17 protein-coding genes are annotated in these 20,316 nt (G+C 71.4%); 6 read left to right on the top strand and 11 right to left on the bottom strand.

The window, feature by feature from the left end:
* Window positions 1–158: 158 nt before the first annotated feature.
* Entirely contained in the window at window positions 159–2,231 is a 2,073-nt protein-coding gene (locus ACZ4WH_RS01200) for a serine/threonine-protein kinase (RefSeq protein ID WP_468174988.1), read from the bottom strand.
* Window positions 2,232–2,401: 170 nt separating this feature from the next.
* Here ACZ4WH_RS01200 and ACZ4WH_RS01195 point away from each other — a divergent pair, with 170 nt between their 5' ends.
* Entirely contained in the window at window positions 2,402–3,469 is a 1,068-nt protein-coding gene (locus ACZ4WH_RS01195) for a serine hydrolase domain-containing protein (RefSeq protein WP_468174985.1), read from the top strand.
* A gap of 64 nt (window positions 3,470–3,533) precedes the next feature.
* Here the strand turns inward: ACZ4WH_RS01195 and ACZ4WH_RS01190 are convergent, their stop codons facing one another.
* Complete coding sequence (locus tag ACZ4WH_RS01190; RefSeq protein WP_468174982.1) at window positions 3,534–5,240, bottom strand: glycerol-3-phosphate dehydrogenase/oxidase; 1,707 nt, start codon at window positions 5,238–5,240, stop codon at window positions 3,534–3,536.
* Between the two features lie 282 nt (window positions 5,241–5,522).
* On the opposite strand from ACZ4WH_RS01190, the gene ACZ4WH_RS01185 reads away from it, so the two are divergent.
* Window positions 5,523–6,731: a nucleotide sugar dehydrogenase gene (locus ACZ4WH_RS01185; RefSeq protein WP_468174979.1), complete on the top strand. Its 1,209-nt coding sequence runs from the start codon at window positions 5,523–5,525 to the stop codon at window positions 6,729–6,731.
* A gap of 440 nt (window positions 6,732–7,171) precedes the next feature.
* Here ACZ4WH_RS01185 and ACZ4WH_RS01180 read toward each other — a convergent pair whose 3' ends face one another.
* The 4 genes from ACZ4WH_RS01180 to ACZ4WH_RS01165 all read right to left on the bottom strand — a co-directional run bounded on the left by ACZ4WH_RS01180 (window position 7,172) and on the right by ACZ4WH_RS01165 (window position 12,005).
* Complete coding sequence (locus tag ACZ4WH_RS01180; RefSeq protein WP_467927061.1) at window positions 7,172–8,296, bottom strand: GuaB3 family IMP dehydrogenase-related protein; 1,125 nt, start codon at window positions 8,294–8,296, stop codon at window positions 7,172–7,174.
* A gap of 116 nt (window positions 8,297–8,412) precedes the next feature.
* Entirely contained in the window at window positions 8,413–9,918 is a 1,506-nt protein-coding gene (gene guaB, locus ACZ4WH_RS01175) for an IMP dehydrogenase (RefSeq protein ID WP_468174975.1), read from the bottom strand.
* A 165-nt stretch (window positions 9,919–10,083) separates the two neighbouring features.
* Window positions 10,084–10,671: a sigma-70 family RNA polymerase sigma factor gene (locus ACZ4WH_RS01170; RefSeq protein WP_030641278.1), complete on the bottom strand. Its 588-nt coding sequence runs from the start codon at window positions 10,669–10,671 to the stop codon at window positions 10,084–10,086.
* A gap of 722 nt (window positions 10,672–11,393) precedes the next feature.
* Window positions 11,394–12,005, bottom strand: coding sequence for a response regulator transcription factor (locus ACZ4WH_RS01165; protein ID WP_003948568.1), 612 nt, complete (start codon window positions 12,003–12,005; stop codon window positions 11,394–11,396).
* A gap of 381 nt (window positions 12,006–12,386) precedes the next feature.
* Here ACZ4WH_RS01165 and ACZ4WH_RS01160 point away from each other — a divergent pair, with 381 nt between their 5' ends.
* Window positions 12,387–12,716 (top strand): WhiB family transcriptional regulator, encoded by a 330-nt coding sequence (locus ACZ4WH_RS01160; RefSeq protein WP_030641276.1) that lies wholly within the window; start codon window positions 12,387–12,389, stop codon window positions 12,714–12,716.
* A gap of 136 nt (window positions 12,717–12,852) precedes the next feature.
* Here the strand turns inward: ACZ4WH_RS01160 and ACZ4WH_RS01155 are convergent, their stop codons facing one another.
* The gene (locus ACZ4WH_RS01155) at window positions 12,853–13,767 is read right to left on the bottom strand and encodes a LysR family transcriptional regulator (RefSeq protein WP_468174972.1); all 915 of its coding nucleotides are present in this window, start codon (window positions 13,765–13,767) and stop codon (window positions 12,853–12,855) included.
* A gap of 79 nt (window positions 13,768–13,846) precedes the next feature.
* Between ACZ4WH_RS01155 and ACZ4WH_RS01150 the strand changes: the two genes are divergently transcribed.
* From ACZ4WH_RS01150 to ACZ4WH_RS01140, 3 genes are all read left to right on the top strand, one after another.
* Window positions 13,847–14,515, top strand: coding sequence for an MOSC domain-containing protein (locus ACZ4WH_RS01150; RefSeq protein ID WP_468174969.1), 669 nt, complete (start codon window positions 13,847–13,849; stop codon window positions 14,513–14,515).
* A 76-nt stretch (window positions 14,516–14,591) separates the two neighbouring features.
* On the top strand, window positions 14,592–15,365 hold the full coding sequence (locus tag ACZ4WH_RS01145; RefSeq protein ID WP_468174966.1) for an SDR family NAD(P)-dependent oxidoreductase: 774 nt from the start codon (window positions 14,592–14,594) through the stop codon (window positions 15,363–15,365).
* A gap of 74 nt (window positions 15,366–15,439) precedes the next feature.
* Window positions 15,440–16,147, top strand: a complete 708-nt coding sequence (locus tag ACZ4WH_RS01140; RefSeq protein ID WP_468174963.1) for an ester cyclase — start codon at window positions 15,440–15,442, stop codon at window positions 16,145–16,147.
* 88 nt (window positions 16,148–16,235) lie between these two features.
* Here ACZ4WH_RS01140 and groL read toward each other — a convergent pair whose 3' ends face one another.
* The 4 genes from groL to ACZ4WH_RS01120 form a co-directional block, all read right to left on the bottom strand.
* Complete coding sequence (groL, locus tag ACZ4WH_RS01135; protein WP_468174960.1) at window positions 16,236–17,864, bottom strand: chaperonin GroEL; 1,629 nt, start codon at window positions 17,862–17,864, stop codon at window positions 16,236–16,238.
* Between the two features lie 118 nt (window positions 17,865–17,982).
* Complete coding sequence (gene groES, locus ACZ4WH_RS01130; protein WP_004955293.1) at window positions 17,983–18,291, bottom strand: co-chaperone GroES; 309 nt, start codon at window positions 18,289–18,291, stop codon at window positions 17,983–17,985.
* A gap of 246 nt (window positions 18,292–18,537) precedes the next feature.
* Window positions 18,538–19,350: a polysaccharide deacetylase family protein gene (locus tag ACZ4WH_RS01125; protein ID WP_468174957.1), complete on the bottom strand. Its 813-nt coding sequence runs from the start codon at window positions 19,348–19,350 to the stop codon at window positions 18,538–18,540.
* On the bottom strand, window positions 19,347–20,258 hold the full coding sequence (locus ACZ4WH_RS01120; protein WP_468174954.1) for a polysaccharide deacetylase family protein: 912 nt from the start codon (window positions 20,256–20,258) through the stop codon (window positions 19,347–19,349). The genes ACZ4WH_RS01125 and ACZ4WH_RS01120 overlap by 4 nt, the downstream gene beginning before the upstream one ends.
* Window positions 20,259–20,316 lie beyond the last annotated feature (58 nt).

Here is a 20,316-nt window from a genome sequence, read left to right as displayed (position 1 = left end):
TCCCCCGGCCGCCCGGTTGGTCACATCCGATCGCCTCACGACCCGTTTCGCACACGCATGCGGCTGCGTACGGTCCGCGACCCTTCACGATACGTGCCGGAGGCAACCCGCATTGAGAGGATGACGGATTCTCACCGCACCAAACCGGCGCGCGACGCCTACGACTTGGGTTCGAAGGACTTCGTCAACGTCTTCCAGGTGTCCTCGCGCAGGTCGCCGTGCCAGTCGGCGTCCCGCGCGGTGTACATCAGCGCGTAACCGAGGTGGTCGTTCACCACGAAACCCCGGTCGATCGTGCGGTACTCGGTGCCGCCCTCGACGTAGGTGAACTCCCAGTCGGCGGTGTTCCAGCCGCGGTAGCCCACCTTCTCGATGCGGATCCTGTGGTACTGGGAGCGCACCATGTAGCGCTCCTGGTTCTTCCAGTCCGCGACCGGGTCGTCCTTGGGCGTGCCGGTCCAGGCGATGAGCAGCTTCTGCCCGTCGGGCCCGGTGTAGCGGTCACCGGCGGCCCCGCTGGACTGGTACTTCCACCCCTTGGGCAGCCCGATCGAGTACCCCTGGCCGCCCTTGCGGGTGGAGACCACCGGAGCGCTCCCGCCGTCCTTCGAGCCGGAGGAGCCCGAGCCCTCGGCGGAGTCGGAGTCGGTGCCGGCGGACCGGCTCGCCTCCGCGTCCGGTGTCGCCCCGGTGGTCGCGGAGGCCGAACTGGTGCCGTCCGTCCGGTTCCCGGTGTCCGTACCGCCGCCCGTGCCCTTGTCCCGCTTGGCGGACGCACTGGCGCCGGCAACGGCCTTGGCCCCGCCGCTCTTGTCGTCCTTGCCGTCGTCGCCGCTCAGGGCGAAGGCCAGCACGGTCCCGAGCACCGCGAGCACGACCACCACGGCGATGACCACCAGCGTGCGCCTGGGCACCACATCGGTCAGCGGCGCCCTCGGCACCGGCCGCGTCGGCAGGTCCAGGTCCGGCGGCGGCACCACGGGCCAGCCGGAACTCTGCTTGTTCGCGCTGGAGTTCGGCACACCAGTGGCACCCGGCGCCGGACCGCCCGGCCGCGCGCCGGCTCCCGCCCCCGGCCCACCGGAGGACCCGGGACGCACCCCGCCGGACGTGCCGGGCCGCGCCCCACCGGAAACCGCGCCCCCGACACCGCCGGCGCCCACCGCGCCGCCCGTACCCGGCGCGGTCGGCTCGCTCCCGCTCTTCGTGCGCGCGGTCGCCGCCGTGGCCGCTCCCGCCGCCTTGCGGACGGACCGCAGCGCGCCGCGCAGCTTCTCCCCGGCCTCCTCGCCCCTCTTGCCCTCCGGCCCACCGGACTGCACCGGCAGCGGAACCACCTGCGTGGCGTCCAGCGGCTTCGGCTCCGGCGCGCGGATCACCGCGTTGAGCATGGCCCGGGCTCCGGCGTCGTCCAGCCGCTGGGCCGGATCCTTGGTCAGCAGGCCGTAGATGACGTCCCGCAGCGGTCCCGCGTTCTTCGGCTCCTCCAGCGGCTCGGTCATCACCGCGGTGAGCGTGGCGATCGCCGAACCCTTGTCGTAGGGCGGGGTGCCTTCGACCGCCGCGTACAGCAGGCCGCCGAGCGACCAGAGGTCGGCCGCCGGTCCCGGCTTGTGGCCACGGGCCCGCTCCGGGGAGATGTAGGAGGGGGCGCCGACGAGCATGCCGGTGGAGGTGATGGACGGGTCGCCCTCGACCTGCGCGATACCGAAGTCCGTGAGCACGACCCGGCCGTCCTCGGCGATGAGCACGTTGGACGGCTTCACGTCCCGGTGCAGGATGCCCTCCCGGTGCGCGGAGCGCAGCACGTCGAGGATGGCGAGGCCCACCTCGGCGGCGCGCCTCGGCTCCAGCACGCCGTCCTCGCGGATGACCTCGGCGAGGGACTTGCCCTCGACCAACTCCATCACGATCCAGGGCCGGTCGTCCTCGTCGACCACGTCGAAGACCGTCACCGCGCTGTTGTTGCGGATCCGGGCGATCGCCTTGGCCTCGCGCAGGGTGCGCGTGATCAGGCGCCGCTTCTCCTCCTCGTCGATGTTCGACGGGAACCGCAACTCCTTGACGGCGACCGTCCGGCCCAGGGTCTCGTCCTCGGCGCGCCAGACCGTGCCCATACCGCCACGGCCCAGCACGTCTCCCAGCCGGTACCGCCCCGCGAGGAGACGCCGCTCGTTCTTGTCCTGACGAGTCTCCTGACGAGATGTACCCGCCCGCTCCGCCTCCGACATGCGTCCCCTCATACAACCCGCCCTGACAGAGCCTCCATTGTCTCTCACCCGACAAGTGGCCGACGCCCAGGGTGCCCCTGGCCAAAGCCCGCCCCCGCCGCCCCGGAAGCCCCCCTGAAGCAGGCGTTCCGCTTACCGGGATGATGGGTCGTAAGAAGGGAGGAACCGGTATGCCGACGCTTCGGACAGTCCTGTCCATACCGGTGTCCCTCGCGCTGCTGCTCGCCCCGGCCGCCGTCCAGGACACCTCCCGGGACGTCTCCCCGGCGGCGGCCACGGAGGCGGTCCTGCCGCTGCTCGTCAGCGACGGCAGGGCACCCGCCGCGGCCCTGCTGGCCCTGGACACCGACGCGGACGGGACCCGCTTCCGCTACTCGGCCGCCGGCCGGGGCATCGCCCGCGCCGACCATTTCCGGGCCGGGAGCATCACCAAGACCCTCATCGCGACGGTCGTGCTCCAGCTGGCCGCGGAGCACCGGCTCTCCCTGTCCGACACCGTGGAGCGGCACCTGCCGGGACTGCTCCGCGGGCGCGGCACCGACGGCCGGCGCGTCACCCTGCGGGCGCTGCTCACCCACACCAGCGGGCTGGCCGACTTCACCGAAGCCACCCGAGGGGCCGTGGCGCTGACTCCGCATCAGGCCGTACGCATCGCTCTCTCCCTCCCCCCGGCCCGCCCGGGCCGCTACGCCTACTCCAGCACCAACTACGTCGTGCTCGGCCTGGTCGTCCGCCAGGTCACCGGTCACTCCTACGCCGCCGAGGCCGAGCGCCGCGTCATCGCTCCGCTGGGTCTGACGGGTACCTCCTTTCCCGGGTCCGACAGGTCACTGCCCTCACCGCACGGCCGGGCCTACGCCGCCGACGGCTCCGACGTCACCGCGCTCGACCCACGCGTGGCCGGCGCGGCGGGTGAGCTGGTGACCACACTGGCCGACCTGGACCGCTTCTACGCGGCCCTGCTCGGCGGCCGGCTGCTGCCCTCGCACTGGCTGCGCGAGATGCTCGACACCCGTGCCGCACACGGCTCGTACGGCATGGGGCTGTTTCCGGTGAAGCTGGCGTGCGGCACCACGGTGTGGGGGCACAACGGCCGGATATCCGGGAGCTACGTGCGCAGCGCAGCCACCGCCGACGGCCGCCGGGTCCTCACCTTCCGGGTGAACACCGACGCGATCGCAGACCCGCACCTCGAACCCGCGTTGCTCGCCGCCGAGTTCTGCCCTCGCACCTGGTAGAACGGCCGGGGTTCGAGCGGAGATCCCGAAAGCGGCCACTCGTTCGAGTGAACGTCAGCTGCCGCTAGAGCGGCACGATGTCCGGTGCCCCGAGCCTCGCCGCGTCCGCCGTCTGGTCGTCCGGCTGGAGCTGGGACTCCCGCTCGGCCTCCACCCGCTTCTCGTAGTGCTCGACCTCGCGGGCGATCTGGTCCTCGTCCCAGCCGAGGACGGGTGCCATCAGCCCGGCCGCCTCGCGGGCGCTGCGGGTGCCCCGGTCGAAGGTCTCGATGGAGATGCGGGTGCGGCGGGTGAGGACGTCGTCCAGGTGCCGGGCGCCCTCGTGCGAGGCGGCGTACACCACCTCGGCGCGCAGGTAGTCGTCGGCGGCGTGCAGCGGCTCGCCGAGCGCGGGGTCGGCGGCGACGAGGTCCAGGACCTCCTCGGCCAGGGAGCCGTACCGGTTCAGCAGGTGTTCCACGCGGACCACGTGCAGTCCGGTGCGCGCGGCGATCCGCGCTCGCGCGTTCCACAGGGCTTGGTACCCCTCCGCGCCGAGCAGCGGGGTCTCCTCCGTGACACAGTCGGCCACGCGCATGTCGAGCCCGTGTATGGCCTCGTCGACGGCGTCCTTGGCCATCACCCGGTACGTCGTGTACTTGCCGCCCGCCACGACCACCAGACCCGGTACCGGGTGGGCGACCGTGTGCTCGCGGGACAGCTTGCTGGTGGCGTCGGACTCGCCGGCCAGCAGCGGGCGCAGCCCGGCGTACACCCCCTGCACGTCGTCGCGGCTGAGCGGCACGGCCAGTACCGAGTTGACGTGTTCCAGCAGGTAGTCGATGTCGGCGCTGGACGCGGCCGGGTGGGCCTTGTCGAGGTCCCAGTCGGTGTCGGTGGTGCCGATGATCCAGTGCCGGCCCCAGGGGATGACGAAGAGGACGGACTTCTCGGTGCGCAGGATCAGACCGGTGGTGGAGTGGACGCGGTCCTTGGGCACGACCAGGTGGATGCCCTTGGAGGCGCGGACGTGGAACCGGCCGCGCTCGCCGACCATGGCCTGCGTGTCGTCGGTCCACACGCCGGTGGCGTTGACGACCTGCTTGGCGCGGATGTCGTACTCCCCGCCGGCCTCCACGTCCTGCACCCGGGCGCCGACGACCCGCTCGCCCTCGCGCAGGAACCCGGTCACGCGCGCGCGGTTGGCCACCTTCGCGCCGTAGGACGCGGCCGTGCGCACCAGGGTGGCGACGAAGCGGGCGTCGTCCATCTGGGCGTCGTAGTACTGGAGGGCGCCGACCAGGGCCTCCTTCTTCAGGCAGGGGGCGACGCGCAGGGCGTGACGGCGGGTGAGGTGGCGGTGTATGGGCAGGCCCCGGCCGTGGCCGCGGGCCATGGACATCGCGTCGTACAGCGCGACGCCCGAGCCCGCGTACAGCCGCTCCCAGCCCTTGTGCTGGAGCGGGTAGAGGAACGGGACCGGCTTGACCAGGTGCGGGGCGAGGCGCTCCAGCAGCAGGCCGCGCTCCTTGAGGGCCTCGCGGACCAGGGCGAAGTCGAGCATCTCCAGATAGCGCAGGCCGCCGTGGATCAGTTTGCTGGACCGGCTGGAGGTGCCGGACGCCCAGTCGCGGGCCTCGACCAGGCCGGTGGACAGGCCACGGGTGACGGCGTCCAGCGCGGTGCCTGCGCCCACCACTCCGCCGCCGACCACCAGCACGTCCAGCTCGCGCTCCGCCATCGCCGCCAGTGCCTCGGCGCGCTGCGCCGGCCCCAGAGTCGCTGTCCTCACCGCTGCCTCCCGCTGTCGCAGACTCGCTCGCGTCGGCCGCACCCGGTGGGCGAAGCCCGGTTTCATCCCCTCCTCATGCCCAAATTCTGACCGGGTTGCCCGACTTCAGCCACCACGGGTTCCCAACCTGTGGACAACTTGCGCACAACCCTCGGAAGACACACAAACACAATCACACATAACGGTCATATATGTACCTAGTCTGACAGTGCACTCGCTCGTCTTCTCCACAGCGGTTGCGCACCTGTCCCGCTTCGGCTACTGGGAAGGACGGCCCACTCCATGCCCGCAGACCTCGCCGTCATCGGACTCGGTCCCTACGGCTTGCCGCTCGCCCAGGCCGCCGTCGCCGCCGGTATCTCCACCGTCGGCTATGCCACCGGCCCCGAGGCCGGCTCACTCAGCCCCGCGGAGCTGCGCCGGATGCACTCCGCCGGCTTCCGCCCCGTCACCGACCCCGCCCAGCTCGGCCGGGTGCGCACCGCGGTGATCTGCGCGCCCACCCCGCGCGGCGCCGACGGCGGACTCGACCTCGCTCAGGTCGAGGCGGCCGCCCGCACCCTGGCCGCACGGCTCCGCCCGCACACCACGGTGATCCTGGAGTCGCCGGTGCTCCCGGGAACCACGGAGGAGTTCCTGCGTCCGCTGCTGGAGGAGGGCTCGGGGCTGCGCGCCGGACGCGACTTCCACCTCGCCTACTCCCCCAGCCGGGTCGACCCCGGCAGCCGCGACCACACCCCCGCGAGCACCCCCAAGGTCATCGGCGGCCTCACCCCCGCCTGCACCGAGTCGGCCGCCGCGTTCTACGGCCGGCTCACCGACAAGGTGGTACGCGCGCGTGGGCTGCGCGAGGCGGAGACCGTGCAGTTGCTGGAGACCAACTACCGGCACGTCAACATCGCGCTCGTCAACGAGATGGCCGTCCTCTGCCACGAGCTGGGCGTCGACCTGTGGGACGTCATCCGGTGCGCGGAGACCAAGCCCTTCGGCTTCCAGGCGTTCCGGCCGGGTCCGGGCGTCGGCGGACACGGGGTCCCGCTGGACCTGACCGGGCACGCGACCCGCACCCTGCGCATGGTGGAGCTGGCCCAGCAGGTCAACAGCCGGATGCCCCGGTACGTCGTCCAGCGCGCGGCCACGCTCCTCAACGAACACGGCAAGTCCGCGCGCGGAGCACGCGTGCTCCTGCTCGGCGTCACCTACAAGCCCGACCTCGCCGACCAGCAGGGCACCCCGGCCCAGGAAATCGCCGTACGGCTGATGGGGCTGGGCGCGGCCGTCAGCTACCACGACCCGTACGTGCCCGCGTGGAGCGTCCTGGACCGGCCCGTACCGCGCGCCGACTCCCTGTACGAGGCCGCCGCCGACGCCGACCTCACGATCCTCCTCCAGCAGCACCGCACGTACGACTTGCAGGGACTCTCGGTGAAGGCCCAGCTACTGCTGGACACACGGGGAGCCACGCCGACGGGGGCGGCGCATCGGTTGTGAAGGGGGGCGCGTGGGGGTGTGGGGGCTGGGGTCTGGTGGCGTGGGGATTCGGCGCCGGTACCTTGGGATCAGGTGGAGCCCACCGCAGGGGTCACTGCGGCAGGCTCCTGGAAGTGATCGGAGTGTCCACCCCTATTCCGTGTGGGGGTGGCCGCTCACTTCCCGTAGATCCACAAGACGCACCTCCTCCGGAACTTCACCAGCCGAAGCCGAATGCGGTCCCAGTGGGTGGGCTTGCGGTGGCGTCCCGTGGGCGCCCCCTTCCACGATCCGCCCAGAGACCCGGTAGGCGGTCCGCCTGGAATTCGGGCCGGGCCCCGAGGGCGTGCGCACAACACGCCCCCGTTCAGGCCCACTTGTCCGCACCCGGGCAAGCGAAAGGGCCGGTCATCCACCCGGGACGACCGGCCCTTCAGGCGTCGTGGAGACCGCCCCGGCGACTACCGCCGGTGCTGGCTGTCCGCCACCGTCACCTCGACCCGCTGGAACTCCTTCAGCTCGCTGTAGCCGGTGGTGGCCATGGCGCGGCGCAGGGCGCCGAAGAAGTTCATCGAGCCGTCCGGGGTGTGGGACGGGCCCGTCAGGATCTCCTCGATCGTGCCGACCGTGCCGAGGTCGACCTTCTGGCCGCGGGGCAGTTCCTCGTTGACCGCCTCCATGCCCCAGTGGTGACCCTTGCCGGGCGCGTCCGTGCCCCGGGCCAGCGGGGAGCCCATCATCACGGCGTCGGCGCCGCAGGCGATCGCCTTGGGCAGGTCGCCGGACCAGCCGACGCCGCCGTCCGCGATCACGTGCACATACCGGCCGCCGGACTCGTCCATGTAGTCCCGGCGGGCCGCGGCCACGTCGGCGACGGCCGTGGCCATCGGGACCTGGATGCCGAGGACGTTGCGCGTGGTGTGCGCGGCGCCGCCGCCGAAGCCGACGAGGACGCCGGCCGCACCCGTGCGCATCAGGTGCAGGGCCGCCGTGTACGTGGCGCAGCCGCCGACGATCACCGGGACGTCCAGCTCGTAGATGAACTGCTTCAGGTTCAGCGGCTCGTGCGAGGACGACACGTGCTCCGCCGAGACCGTCGTACCCCGGATGACGAAGATGTCCACGCCCGCGTCCACGACCGCCTTGGAGAACTGGGCGGTGCGCTGCGGGGAGAGCGCGGCGGCGGTGACCACGCCGGAGTCGCGCACCTCCTTGATGCGGGCGCCGATCAGCTCCTCCTTGATCGGTGCCGCGTAGACCTCCTGGAGGCGGCGGGTCGCCTGCTCGGCGGGCAGCTCGGCGATCTCGTCCAGCAGCGGCTGCGGGTCCTCGTACCGCGTCCACAGGCCTTCGAGGTTGAGTACGCCGAGACCGCCCAGCTCGCCGATGCGGATCGCGGTGGCCGGGGAGACCACGGAGTCCATGGGGGCGGCCAGGAACGGCAGCTCGAAGCGGTAGGCGTCGATCTGCCAGGCGATCGAGACCTCCTTCGGGTCCCGCGTACGGCGGCTGGGGACGACGGCGATGTCGTCGAAGGCGTACGCCCGGCGGCCGCGCTTGCCGCGCCCGATCTCGATCTCAGTCACGTTGGTGGCCTTTCCCTATGCGTTGCAGCGCCTTCCAGTATCGCCGACGGGTACGACAACGGCGGCCCCGGATGCTCCGGGACCGCCGTGGCACGAGCCTCACGCGCGCGTGGACGTCACTTCTTGCTGCTGTAGTTCGGCGCCTCGACCGTCATCTGGATGTCGTGCGGGTGGGACTCCTTCAGACCCGCCGAGGTGATCCGCACGAACCGGCCCTTGGACTCCATCTCCTCGATGGTGGCGGCGCCCACGTAGCCCATGGTCTGGCGCAGGCCTCCGACGAGCTGGTGCAGCACGTTGGAGAGCGGGCCGCGGTAGGGCACCTGGCCCTCGACGCCCTCGGGCACGAGCTTCTCGTCGGTGGTGACGTCGGCCTGGAAGTAGCGGTCCTTCGAGTACGACTTGCCCTGGCCGCGCGACTGCATGGCACCCAGCGAGCCCATGCCGCGGTACGACTTGAACTGCTTGCCGTTGATGAAGAGCAGCTCGCCCGGGGACTCCTCGCAGCCGGCGAGGAGGCTGCCCAGCATCACCGTGTCGGCGCCGGCGGCCAGCGCCTTGCCGATGTCACCGGAGTACTGCAGACCGCCGTCGCCGATCAGCGGGATGCCGGCGGGACGGGCCGCGAGGGACGCCTCGTAGATGGCGGTGACCTGGGGAACGCCGATACCGGCGACGACACGGGTGGTGCAGATGGAGCCCGGGCCCACCCCCACCTTGATACCGTCCACACCGGCGTCGATCAGCGCCTGGGCGCCGTCGCGCGTGGCGACGTTGCCGCCGACCACGTCGACGTTCACGCTCGACTTGATCTTCGACATCCAGCTCAGTGCGTTGCTGTTGTGGCCGTGCGAGGTGTCGACGACCAGGAAGTCCACACCGGCGGCGGCGAGCGCCTGGGCGCGCTCCAGCGCCTCCGGGCTGGCGCCCACCGCGGCACCGACGAGCAGCCGGCCCTCGGCGTCCTTCGCGGCGTTGGGGTACTTCTCGGCCTTGACGAAGTCCTTGACCGTGATCAGGCCCTTGAGGACGCCCTCGTCGTCCACCAGCGGCAGCTTCTCGATCTTGTGCTTGCGCAGCAGCTCCATGGCCTCGGGGCCGGAGATGCCCACCTTTCCGGTGACCAGCGGCATCGGGGTCATGACCTCGTGCACGCGCCGGGTGCGGTCGCTCTCGAAGGCCATGTCCCGGTTGGTCACGATACCGAGGAGCTTGCCGGCCTGGTCGGTGACCGGGACGCCGCTGATGCGGAACTTCGCGCACAGGGCGTCCGCCTCGGCGAGCGTGGCCTCCGGGTGCACCGTGATCGGGTCGGTGACCATGCCGGACTCCGACCGCTTCACCAGGTCGACCTGGTTGACCTGGTCCTCGATGGAGAGGTTGCGGTGCAGCACGCCGACGCCGCCCAGCCGGGCCATCGCGATCGCCATGCGGGACTCGGTCACCTTGTCCATCGCCGCCGACAGCAGCGGGATGTTCACCCGGACGTTGCGGGAGATGCGGGACGAGGTGTCGACCGCGTTGGGGAGCACCTCGGATGCGCCCGGCAGCAGCAGCACGTCGTCGTAGGTCAGCCCGAGTGTCGCGAATTTACCGGGCACTCCGTCGACGTTCGCAGTCATGACACCTTCCCCAAATGGCCTTGATCGGTGCGGATGTCCATGCTAACGGGAAGCGTCGCTAGCAAATTCCACGGTACGGGGTCGCTTCAGGCTTCGTATGTTCGTACGGAAACGGCGGCGCACCTGTTCAGCGAAGGAGCTACTTCAGGCTCCGCACAGGGGGTTTTACTGTTCGGCGAGCGCCCTGAGGCGGCTCAGGGCCCGGTGCTGGGCCACGCGGACCGCGCCGGGTGACATTCCCAACATCTGCCCCGTCTCCTCCGCGGTCAAGCCTACGGCGATGCGCAGCAGGAGCAGCTCGCGCTGGTTCTCGGGGAGGTTGGCCAGCAGCTTCTTGGCCCACTCGGCGTCGCTGCTGAGCAGGGCGCGCTCCTCGGGGCCGAGGGAGTCGTCGGGCCGCTCGGGCATCTCGTCGGACGGCACCGCGGTCGATCCCGGGTGACGCATCGCCGCGCGCTGGAGGTCGGCGACCTTGTGGGAGGCGATGGCGAACACGAACGCCTCGAAGGGGCGGCCGGTGTCGCGGTAGCGGGGCAGGGCGAGGAGGACCGCCACACAGACCTCCTGGGCGAGATCCTCCACGAAGTGGCGCGCGTCGCCGGGCAGCCGGGACAGCCGGGTGCGGCAGTAGCGCAGCGCCAGGGGGTGGACATGGGCGAGCAGATCGTGCGTGGCCTGCTCGTCCCCGTCGACGGCACGATGCACGAGCGCACCGATCGCCCCATGGGCCGTGCCCGCCTCGTCGTCGCGCATCGGTCCATGGTGCCCTGCGGCCGTCCGGTCCGTCGCATCGCGCTCGTGGTTGTGCACCGAAGCGTTATGAGCAGGTGCGCCGGCACTCATTCCCTGCGCCCTCCCCTTCCGCTCGACCGACTCGTCCCCGAGAGACTCCACACCTCAAGGATGCGGCATCCGCGCCGAAACGAGCAGCGCGCGTCCGGCGGGCCGCCTTGCGCGCGCCCTTTGAGGCGTTCGGCGGGGTGGTGCGCCGGAGTGGTCACGCACCGCGTTCGGCACCGTTGTGCGCCGGGACGGTCGCCCGTCGACGCGTCCCACCGGACCGCAGATCGCCTGCCGGCTTCTACGACGGTCCACCCGCCGGCTTCTACGAGGGTTCGCCGCCGGCCGCTACGACGGTTCGCCCGCCAGCGCGAGATCCGGACGGCCGGAACGGCTGGGGTGACCAGGCCGGACCGGGACGACCGGAATCACCCGGACGGCCCCGCGCACCGGATGGCACCGCACCCCGGCACGCCACCGCCCGCACGACCCCGCGCCTCGCACGGCGCCCGCCCGCACACCACCGGCGGGCACCACGAACCCGGGGAACACACCAGACCGAGGGACCGGACGAACCCCGGGCAAGCCCGGCCACCCTCGACGAGCGCGGTCGGCCGGTCACCCGCACAGGAGCCGCGGGCCCGGACGGCACCGGACGACCCCGGTGCCGAGCGACCCGCAGGGCCTCGTACTCGCTAGCGGACCAGTCCCCAGCGGAAGCCGAGGGCCACCGCGTGCGCCCGGTCCGAGGCGCCGAGCTTCTTGAACAGGCGCCGGGCGTGCGTCTTGACGGTGTCCTCGGAGAGGAACAGCTCACGGCCGATCTCGGCGTTCGAGCGGCCGTGGCTCATGCCCTCCAGGACCTGGATCTCACGCGCGGTGAGCGTGGGCGCGGCGCCCATCTCCGCCGAGCGCAGCCTGCGCGGAGCGAGGCGCCAGGTGGGGTCGGCGAGCGCCTGGGTCACCGTGGCGCGCAGCTCCGCGCGCGAGGCGTCCTTGTGCAGGTAACCCCGCGCACCGGCGGCGACCGCGAGGGCCACCCCGTCGAGGTCCTCGGCGACGGTGAGCATGATGATGCGCGCGCCCGGGTCGGCGGACAGCAGCCGGCGCACGGTCTCGACGCCGCCCAGACCGGGCATGCGCACGTCCATCAGGATGAGGTCGGAGCGGTCGGCGCCCCAGCGGCGGAGGACTTCCTCGCCGTTGGCCGCCGTCGTCACGCGCTCGACACCGGGCACGGTCGCGACCGCGCGGCGGAGCGCTTCTCGGGCAAGCGGGGAGTCGTCGCAGACGAGGACGGATGTCATGACCGCCCTCCGCAGCTGATGCGCGTCACCTTGAGCCTCCAGGCTGGTACGGAATCGTCACCTGTGCGGTCGACCGTCTCGGACGCCTGCCCGAGCGCTTGTTTTTTCAACCGCCTCCGCACTCTCAACGACGGTCACTCGAAAGAGTTACGGGCCCGCGTGCCGTCTTCGGCACTCTACGTGAGGGCGTCGACACGGTGCAGACATGCTCGACGGACCCACAACTTTTCATCACAAGCTATGCCCCATTTGGCCCCTTTTCTTCCCGTTTCGTAGTGTCCGGGGCTAGATTCGCAATGAGTCATATTTTCATCTCCTTAGACCGGAGATGTACGGTCGTTGGCACCGTATCCGCCCAGAACGGCGACAAGGGGTCACGTAATGGCAGATTTCTCCCGCCTTCCCGGACCGAACGCGGACCTGTGGGACTGGCAGCTGCTGGCTGCCTGCCGCGGGGTGGACAGCTCGCTCTTCTTCCACCCGGAGGGCGAGCGCGGGGCGGCTCGGAGCGCTCGCGAGAACTCGGCCAAAGAGGTCTGCATGAGGTGCCCGGTCCGTGCGGAGTGCGCGGCACACGCGCTGGCGGTGCGCGAGCCGTACGGCGTCTGGGGCGGCCTGACCGAGGACGAGCGTGAGGAGTTGATGGGGCGGGCACGCAACCGCCTGGTGGCGGCCTCCACCACCAGCGGGGATACCGCTTCGGATCACTGAAGGAACGTTTCTGCATCACCCATCGGCAAAGCATCCACTTCCTTACCGGGCACGCACGCGCGTGCCCGTGCCTCGTCCGGGCGACCCGCCGCTTCTCCAGGCCCCCCGCTTCTCCGAACGACCCCCGCCGCCCGGGCTACCCCTGTCCGCGCCCTGTCGCCCGCGCCGCCCGGGCCAGCTGTTCCAGCGTGGCCGACACCGCCGGCACCTGGGCCAGGTCGGGCAGGGTGAGGGCGACGATCTCCCGCCGTACCGCCGGTTCCAGCCGTACCGTGCGCGCGCCGCGCGGCCGTACCGACTCCACGGCCAGCTGGGGCAGTACGGCGACGCCGAGACCGGCGCCGACCAGGCCGACCACGGCCGGATAGTCGTCGGTGGCGAAGTCGATGCGCGGGGCGAAGCCGGCCCCCTCGCACACCTCGACCAGCTGGCCGCGGCAGCGCGGGCAGCCCGCGATCCAGGGCTCGTGGGCCAGCTCGCCGATGGCGACGGTGTCCGCGCGCGCGAGCCGGTGCCGCTCGGGCACCAGGGCGACCAGGCGGTCCGTCAGCAGGGGGCGTACGACGAGGTCGTCCCAGTCCTCGGCGACCGCCGCCCCCTCGTAGCGGAAGGCCAGGGCCAGGTCGCAGTCGCCTTCGCGCAGCAGTTCCACGGACCTCGGCGGCTCGGCCTCCTCCAGGGAGACGCGGGTGCCGGGGTGGGCGGCGCGCAGGGCGGCCAGGGCGGTGGGGACCAGAGTGGAGCTGCCGCTGGGGAACGAGACCAGCCGGACCCGGCCCGCGCGCAGGCCGGCGATGGCGGCGACCTCCTCCTCGGCGGCGGTGAGCCCGGCGAGGATGCCGGAGGCGTGCCGGACCAGGGCCTCGCCGGCCTGGGTGAGGCGCATCTCGCGCCCGGTGCGGACCAGCAGCGGGGTGCCGACCGAGGCTTCCAGGGCCTTCATCTGCTGGCTGACGGCCGGCTGGGTGCAGCCCAGCTGGCGTCCGGCCGCCGAGAAGGAACCGGTGGTGGCGACGGCGCGCAGGACGCGGAGATGACGGGCCTCGATCACCTGTCGAGCATAAGGCAGCCTTGGGCGGGACGCCCGATAATGCGTCGACGCTTTGGGCAGGATCGCTTACCGTGCCGGGATGAAGCTTCTCTCGGTCAATCTGGGCCGGCCCCGGCAGGCGCCCTACACGAATCAGCCGGACGGCCTGACCGGCATCGACAAGCGCCCCGCCGAGGGTCCGGTGCGGGTGGCGGCGCCAGGCCCCAGGGGTGTCGGCGCGGGCGGGCTCGCCGGGGACGCGGTGTGCGACACGCGCTATCACGGCGGGGACGACCAGGCGGTGTACGCGTACGCCCGCGAGGACCTCGACGCGTGGGAGCGTGAACTCGGCAGATCGTTGGCCAATGGTTGCTTCGGCGAGAACCTGACGACGGACGGTCTGGACGTCTCCGACGCGCTGATCGGAGAGCGCTGGCGGATCGGTTCCACCGTGGTGCTTGAGGTGACCTCGGGCCGCGTTCCGTGCGCCACCTTCCAGGGCCATCTGGGCGAGCGCGGCTGGGTCAGGAGGTTCACACGGAAGGGCGCATCGGGTGCCTACCTCCGGGTGATCGAGCCGGGTGAGATCCGGGCGGGCGATCCGGTGGAGATCGTGCACCGGCCGGACCACGGGGTGACGGCGGCGATGCAGTTCCGCGCGGTCACCACCGAGCGGCACCTGCTGCCCCAGCTGCTCGCGGCGGGCGCGGCGCTGCACTCCGAGGCGCTGGCGAAGGCCCGGAAGTACGTGGCGGAGCACGGGGCGTGAGAGCCCGTCGGCACGGCACCGGGCGATGCGCGCGCGGACCGCGGAGGCCGGCGGTCCGGGTCACTACCCTTGGGCCATGACAACGGCTCTGATTACGGGATCGACCGCGGGGATCGGTGCCGCGTTCGCGCGGCGGCTGGCGGCTGACGGGCATGACCTCGTCCTGGTCGCGCGGGACACCAAGCGGCTGCGCGAACAGGCGACGGAACTGCACGACAGGCACGGCATCGAGGTGGAGGTGCTGACCGCCGACCTGGCGCAGGACAAGGGCATCGAGGCGGTGGCCGACCGGCTCGGTGACCGGAAGAACCCGGTCGACCTGCTGGTCAACAACGCCGGCTTCGGCAACAAGGGCCGCTATCTGGAAGTACCGATGGCGGACGAGCTGCGGATGCTCAAGGTGCACTGCGAGGCGGTGCTCCGGCTGACGTCGGCGGCGGCCGAGGCGATGCGCGAGCGCGGCCGGGGCGGGGTGGTGAACGTCGCCTCGGTGGCCGCGTTCGTCCCGCGCGGCACGTACGGCGCGTCCAAGGCGTGGGTCGTGCAGTTCACCCAGGGCGCGGCCAAGGACCTGGCCGGCAGCGGGGTCCGGCTGATGGCGCTGTGCCCGGGGTTCGTGCGCACCGAGTTCCACCAGCGGGCCGGGATGGGTACGGACAACATCCCGGGCTGGATGTGGCTGGACGCCGACAAGCTGGTCGCGGCGGCCCTGTCCGACCTCGCGCGCGGCAAGACGCTGTCCATCCCCGACCCCCGCTACAAGGCGCTGATGGGCCTGGCGAAGGTGGCGCCGCGTGGGCTGCTGGGCGGGATCAGCTCCCGGACCGGGCGCAGGTACGGGCCGCGGTAGCGGGCGGGTGGCGCCGCCGTCCCGGTGGGAAAATGGGCGGGACGGTACCGGACCAGGGGGGCCGGAGGCGGCGCATGACCTTCGTACAGCTCATCGAGTGCAGGACGAGCCGGCTGGACGAGATGAACCGGCTCATGGACGACTGGGTCCAGCAGACCAAGGGGAAGCGGACCGCGACGCACACGGTGGTCGGCACCGACCGCTCGGACGCGTCGCACGTCGTCGAAGTGGTGGAGTTCCCGTCGTACGAGGACGCGATGCGGAACTCGAACCTCCCGGAGACCGACCGGATCTTCCGGGGCCTGGTCGCGCTGTGCGACGAGATGCCGACGTTCACCGACCTGGACGTCGTACGGGACGAGAGCCTGTCCGAGGGAATGGTGCGCGGATTCTTCGAGGCGCTGTGCACCGAGGGCGAGCTGCCGCCGCTCAACGACCTGCTGGACGAGGACATCCACAGCCATGATCCGCTGAACCCGCAGGACACCATCGGGCTGGACAACGTCCGCGCCGAGTTCAGGATGTGGCGCGGCGCCTTCGAGTTCGCGTTCACGGTCGAGGACGTGCTCGCCCAGGGCGACCGGGCCTGCGCGCGGTGGAACTGGTACGCCACGCACCAGGGCGATTTCCTGGGGATCGCGCCCACCGGCAAGCAGGTCACCACGACCGGGATGACGCTGTTCCGGTTCGGCGACAACGGCAAGATCGCCGAGCTGTGGTGGCAGCACGACCAGCTGGGGCTGATGCAGCAGCTGGGCGCGCTCGACGCGTTGGAGCAGTAGACGTTGCGCAGTGGACGTCGGAGCAGTGGACAGGGCGAAGGCCCGGCCCCCGTCCGGGGTGCCGGGCCTTCACTCGAGAGCGCTGGGCTCAGTGCGCGTGGCCGTGGCTGTGGCCGTGACCCGCGGCCTCCGGCTCCTCTTCCTTCTTCTCGACGACCAGGGTCTCGGTCGTGAGCAGCAGGGAGGCGATGGAGGCGGCGTTCTCCAGGGCGGAGCGGGTGACCTTGACCGGGTCGATGACGCCGGCCTTGATCAGGTCGCCGTACTCGCCGGTGGCGGCGTTGTAGCCCTGCCCCTTGTCCAGGTCCTTGACCTTGGACACGATGACGTAGCCCTCCTGGCCGGCGTTCTCGCCGATCCAGCGCAGCGGCTCGACCACGGCGTTGCGGACCACGGAGACACCGGTGGCCTCGTCGCCGGTCTTGCCGAGGTTGCCGTCCAGCACCTTGGAGGCGTGGACCAGGGCGGAGCCACCACCGGAGACGATGCCCTCCTCGACCGCGGCGCGGGTCGCGGAGATGGCGTCCTCCAGACGGTGCTTCTTCTCCTTCAGCTCCACCTCGGTGGCGGCGCCGACCTTGATCACGCACACGCCGCCGGCCAGCTTGGCGAGGCGCTCCTGGAGCTTCTCGCGGTCCCAGTCGGAGTCGGTGTTCTCGATCTCGGCCTTGATCTGGGCGACGCGGCCGTGCACGTCCTCGGACTTGCCGGCGCCGTCGACGATCGTGGTGTCGTCCTTGGTGACGGTGACGCGGCGGGCGGAGCCGAGCACGTCGGTGCCGACCTGGTCGAGCTTGAGGCCGACCTCCTCGGAGATGACGGTGGCGCCGGTGAGGACCGCCATGTCCTGGAGCATCGCCTTGCGGCGGTCACCGAAGCCCGGGGCCTTCACCGCGACGGCGTTGAAGGTGCCGCGGATCTTGTTGACGACCAGGGTCGACAGGGCCTCGCCCTCGACGTCCTCGGCGATGATCAGCAGCGGCTTGGAGGAGCCGGCCTGGATGACCTTCTCCAGCAGCGGCAGCAGGTCCGTGATGGCGGAGATCTTGCCCTGGTTGATGAGGATGTACGGGTCCTCCAGGACGGCCTCCATGCGCTCCTGGTCCGTCACGAAGTACGGCGACAGGTAGCCCTTGTCGAAGGCCATGCCCTCGGTGAAGTCCAGCTCCAGACCGAAGGTGTTGGACTCCTCGACGGTGATGACACCGTCCTTGCCGACCTTGTCCATCGCCTCGGCGATCAGCTCGCCGACCTGCTGGTCCTGGGCGGACAGCGCGGCGACGGCGGCGATGTCGGACTTCTCGTCGATCGGGCGGGCCGAGGCGAGGAGTTCCTCGGAGACGGCCTTGACCGCGGCGTCGATGCCCTTCTTCAGGGCGGCCGGGGAGGCACCGGCGGCGACGTTCTTCAGGCCTTCGCGGACGAGCGCCTGGGCGAGAACCGTGGCGGTGGTGGTGCCGTCACCAGCGATGTCGTTGGTCTTGGTCGCCACCTCCTTCACCAGCTGCGCGCCGAGGTTCTCGTACGGGTCCTCGATCTCGACCTCGCGGGCGATCGTGACACCGTCGTTGGTGATGGTCGGAGCGCCGAACTTCTTGTCGATGACGACGTTGCGGCCGCGGGGGCCGATCGTCACCTTGACGGTGTCGGCAAGCTTGTTGACGCCGCGCTCAAGGGCGCGACGGGCGTCCTCGTCGAACTTCAGGATCTTCGCCATGACAGCGGGAGCCCTCTCGGAAATCTGTGGGTGAAAAGACGCTGCGCCCCGGGCGCCCGGCTTCTTATCGGTCGCGGGGGCCAGGGGCGCAGCTCAAGCGGAGAGTTGCTTGAGGTGATTACTTCTCGATGATCGCGAGGACGTCGCGAGCCGAGAGGACGAGGTACTCGTCGCCGTTGTACTTCACCTCGGTGCCGCCGTACTTGCTGTAGAGGACGACGTCGCCGACCTTGACGTCGAGCGGCAGACGCTCGCCGTTCTCGAACCGGCCCGGGCCCACGGCGAGGACGGCGCCCTCCTGGGGCTTCTCCTTCGCGGTGTCCGGGATGACCAGGCCAGAGGCCGTGGTCTGCTCGGCGTCCAGCGGCTGGACCACGATGCGGTCCTCGAGCGGCTTGATGGCAACCTTGGAGCTGGCGGTCGTCACGATCCGACCTCCCCCTTCGGAGATCTCACGGGGTTAACTGTCTGAGGTGGCGACCAGGTCGATCCGTCGTCGCGGGTGCCGGACCTGCCCGTCGCGTTTGTCTGGCACTCTCCAGGGGGGAGTGCCAGAGCCGAGACTATGACCGCGATTAGCACTCGGTCAAGCGGAGTGCCAATTGCCGTGCGGCGCGTCGGCGGCGAACGGCTCGCGCGAATCCCCTGGCGGCCCCGTGTGACGGGCCGGCGTTCAGAGGTAGTCCTCGAGGCGCCCCACCGTCAGCCCCCGCCCCTGCGCCTCCCTCAGCACCCGTACCGTGCGTTTCCGCAGGGCCGGCCCGGCCGACTCGTCGGGGCCCACCAAGACGACGTCGCCGGGGCGGAGGTGACGGGGGCCGTGGGTGTAGGCGAGGCCGTCCGGGGTCAGGGCGGCGCGCCACAGGACGAGCGCGGAGATGCCGCAGTCGGCCGCCGCGCGCAGGGTGGTGCGGTCGTAGGAGCCGTAGGGCGGGCGGAAGAGGCGGGGGCGGACGCCGAGGGCGGCGCGGAGGCGGTCCTGCTGGCCGCAGATCTCGGCGCGCTGACCGGCGTACGGCAGCCCGGCCGGGGCCCGGTGGTCGACGGTGTGGTTGCCGATGCCGGCGCCGAGCGCGCGCAGGCGGGCGAAGTGGCGGTAGCCGGGGGCGGCGACACTGTCGGTGAGGAACAGGGTGACCGGGAGGCGGAGGTCGCGGACCATGTCGACGAAGCGGGGGTCCCGCTCGGCGCCGTCGTCGTAGGTGAGGAAGACGACCGGGTCGCGGGTGGGGACGTGGTCGACCACCGGGGGCGGCGCGCCGGCCCCCGGGTGCTCGGCGAGCGGGCGGGCCGGGTGCACCGGGGAGCGGGCGAGGGGCCGGGTCAGGCCCCAGGCGCGGTAGCGGTGGTCGGGGGCGGTGGTGTGCGGGCGTACCCCTTCGGCGGCCTTCTTGCCGAGGCGTTCGATGGGGTCGACGGACTGGGCGCAGCCCGTCAGGAGCAGGGCCGCGGCGAGGACCGCGGCCGGGCCCCGTACGCGCCTCACAGGTAGTCCTCCAGGCGGGCCACGGCGTAGCCCTCGCGCGTGACCTTGTTCAGGAAGCGCCGCATGTCGTCCACCATCGTGCCGTCCCAGTCGTCCCGGCCGCGGAAGTGGGTGAGGACGATGTCGCCGCGGCGCAGCCGCTTGTCGTCCTCGCGGTACTCCCAGTGGTCGACGAAGACCTCCTCGTTCCAGATCGGCGCGTACTTGATGCCGCACTCCTTGGCGGCGACCAGGGTGTCCTGGTTGTAGTTGCCGTAGGGCGGCCGGAAGACGGTGGGCGCCTTGCCGAACTGCTTCTTCATGACGGCCTGCATGCCGCAGATCTCGTCCTTCTGCTCCTCGTAGGACAGGCCCGGCAGATAGGGGTGGTGCAGCGTGTGGTTGTTCAGGGTGTTGCCGTAGGAGCGCATCCTGCGGAAGTAGGCGTAGTCCTCCTTCACCAGGTAGTCGCTGAGGAAGGCGGTGTACGGGATCTTCAGCTCCCGCATCATGGCGAGGAAGCGCGGGTCCTTCTCGGCGCCGTCGTCGATCGTCAGGAAGACGACCTTCTGCCGGGTGGGGATCGTGGTGAAGACGGGGGGCAGGTCCCAGTCCTCCTGGTGGTCCACCTCGAATCCGTCGCGGGCGGTGATCTTCGGCTTCACCGCGGGAGGCGGCGGAGGCGTGAGCGGGACCCGGTCCAGCCCCCAGCGCCGGGCGGCGGCGGCCAGCCGGGCGTGTTCGGCGGCCCGGCGCGCCGCCGGGTCCTGGGGCTGGGCGGGGCCGCCCTGGCCGGACGCGGGACGCGCGGAGTCGGGCCCGGCGCAGCCGGAGAGCAGGGTGACGGCGGCCAGCGTGGCGGCTCCGCCGCCGAGGGTCAGCCGCCGGAGACGAGTCCGACTTTTGTCATTTTGTACTACTGCTCGCATGGTGCCGGATCCTCCCAGGCCCCGGCCCGCGCCCCCGGACGACACCGCCGCCGGAGGC

It is taken from the genome of Streptomyces sp. NPDC029138 (genome assembly GCF_055564375.1).
Note: the sequence above shows the minus strand (reverse complement) of the source record. Positions and strands in the feature narration are given on the sequence as shown.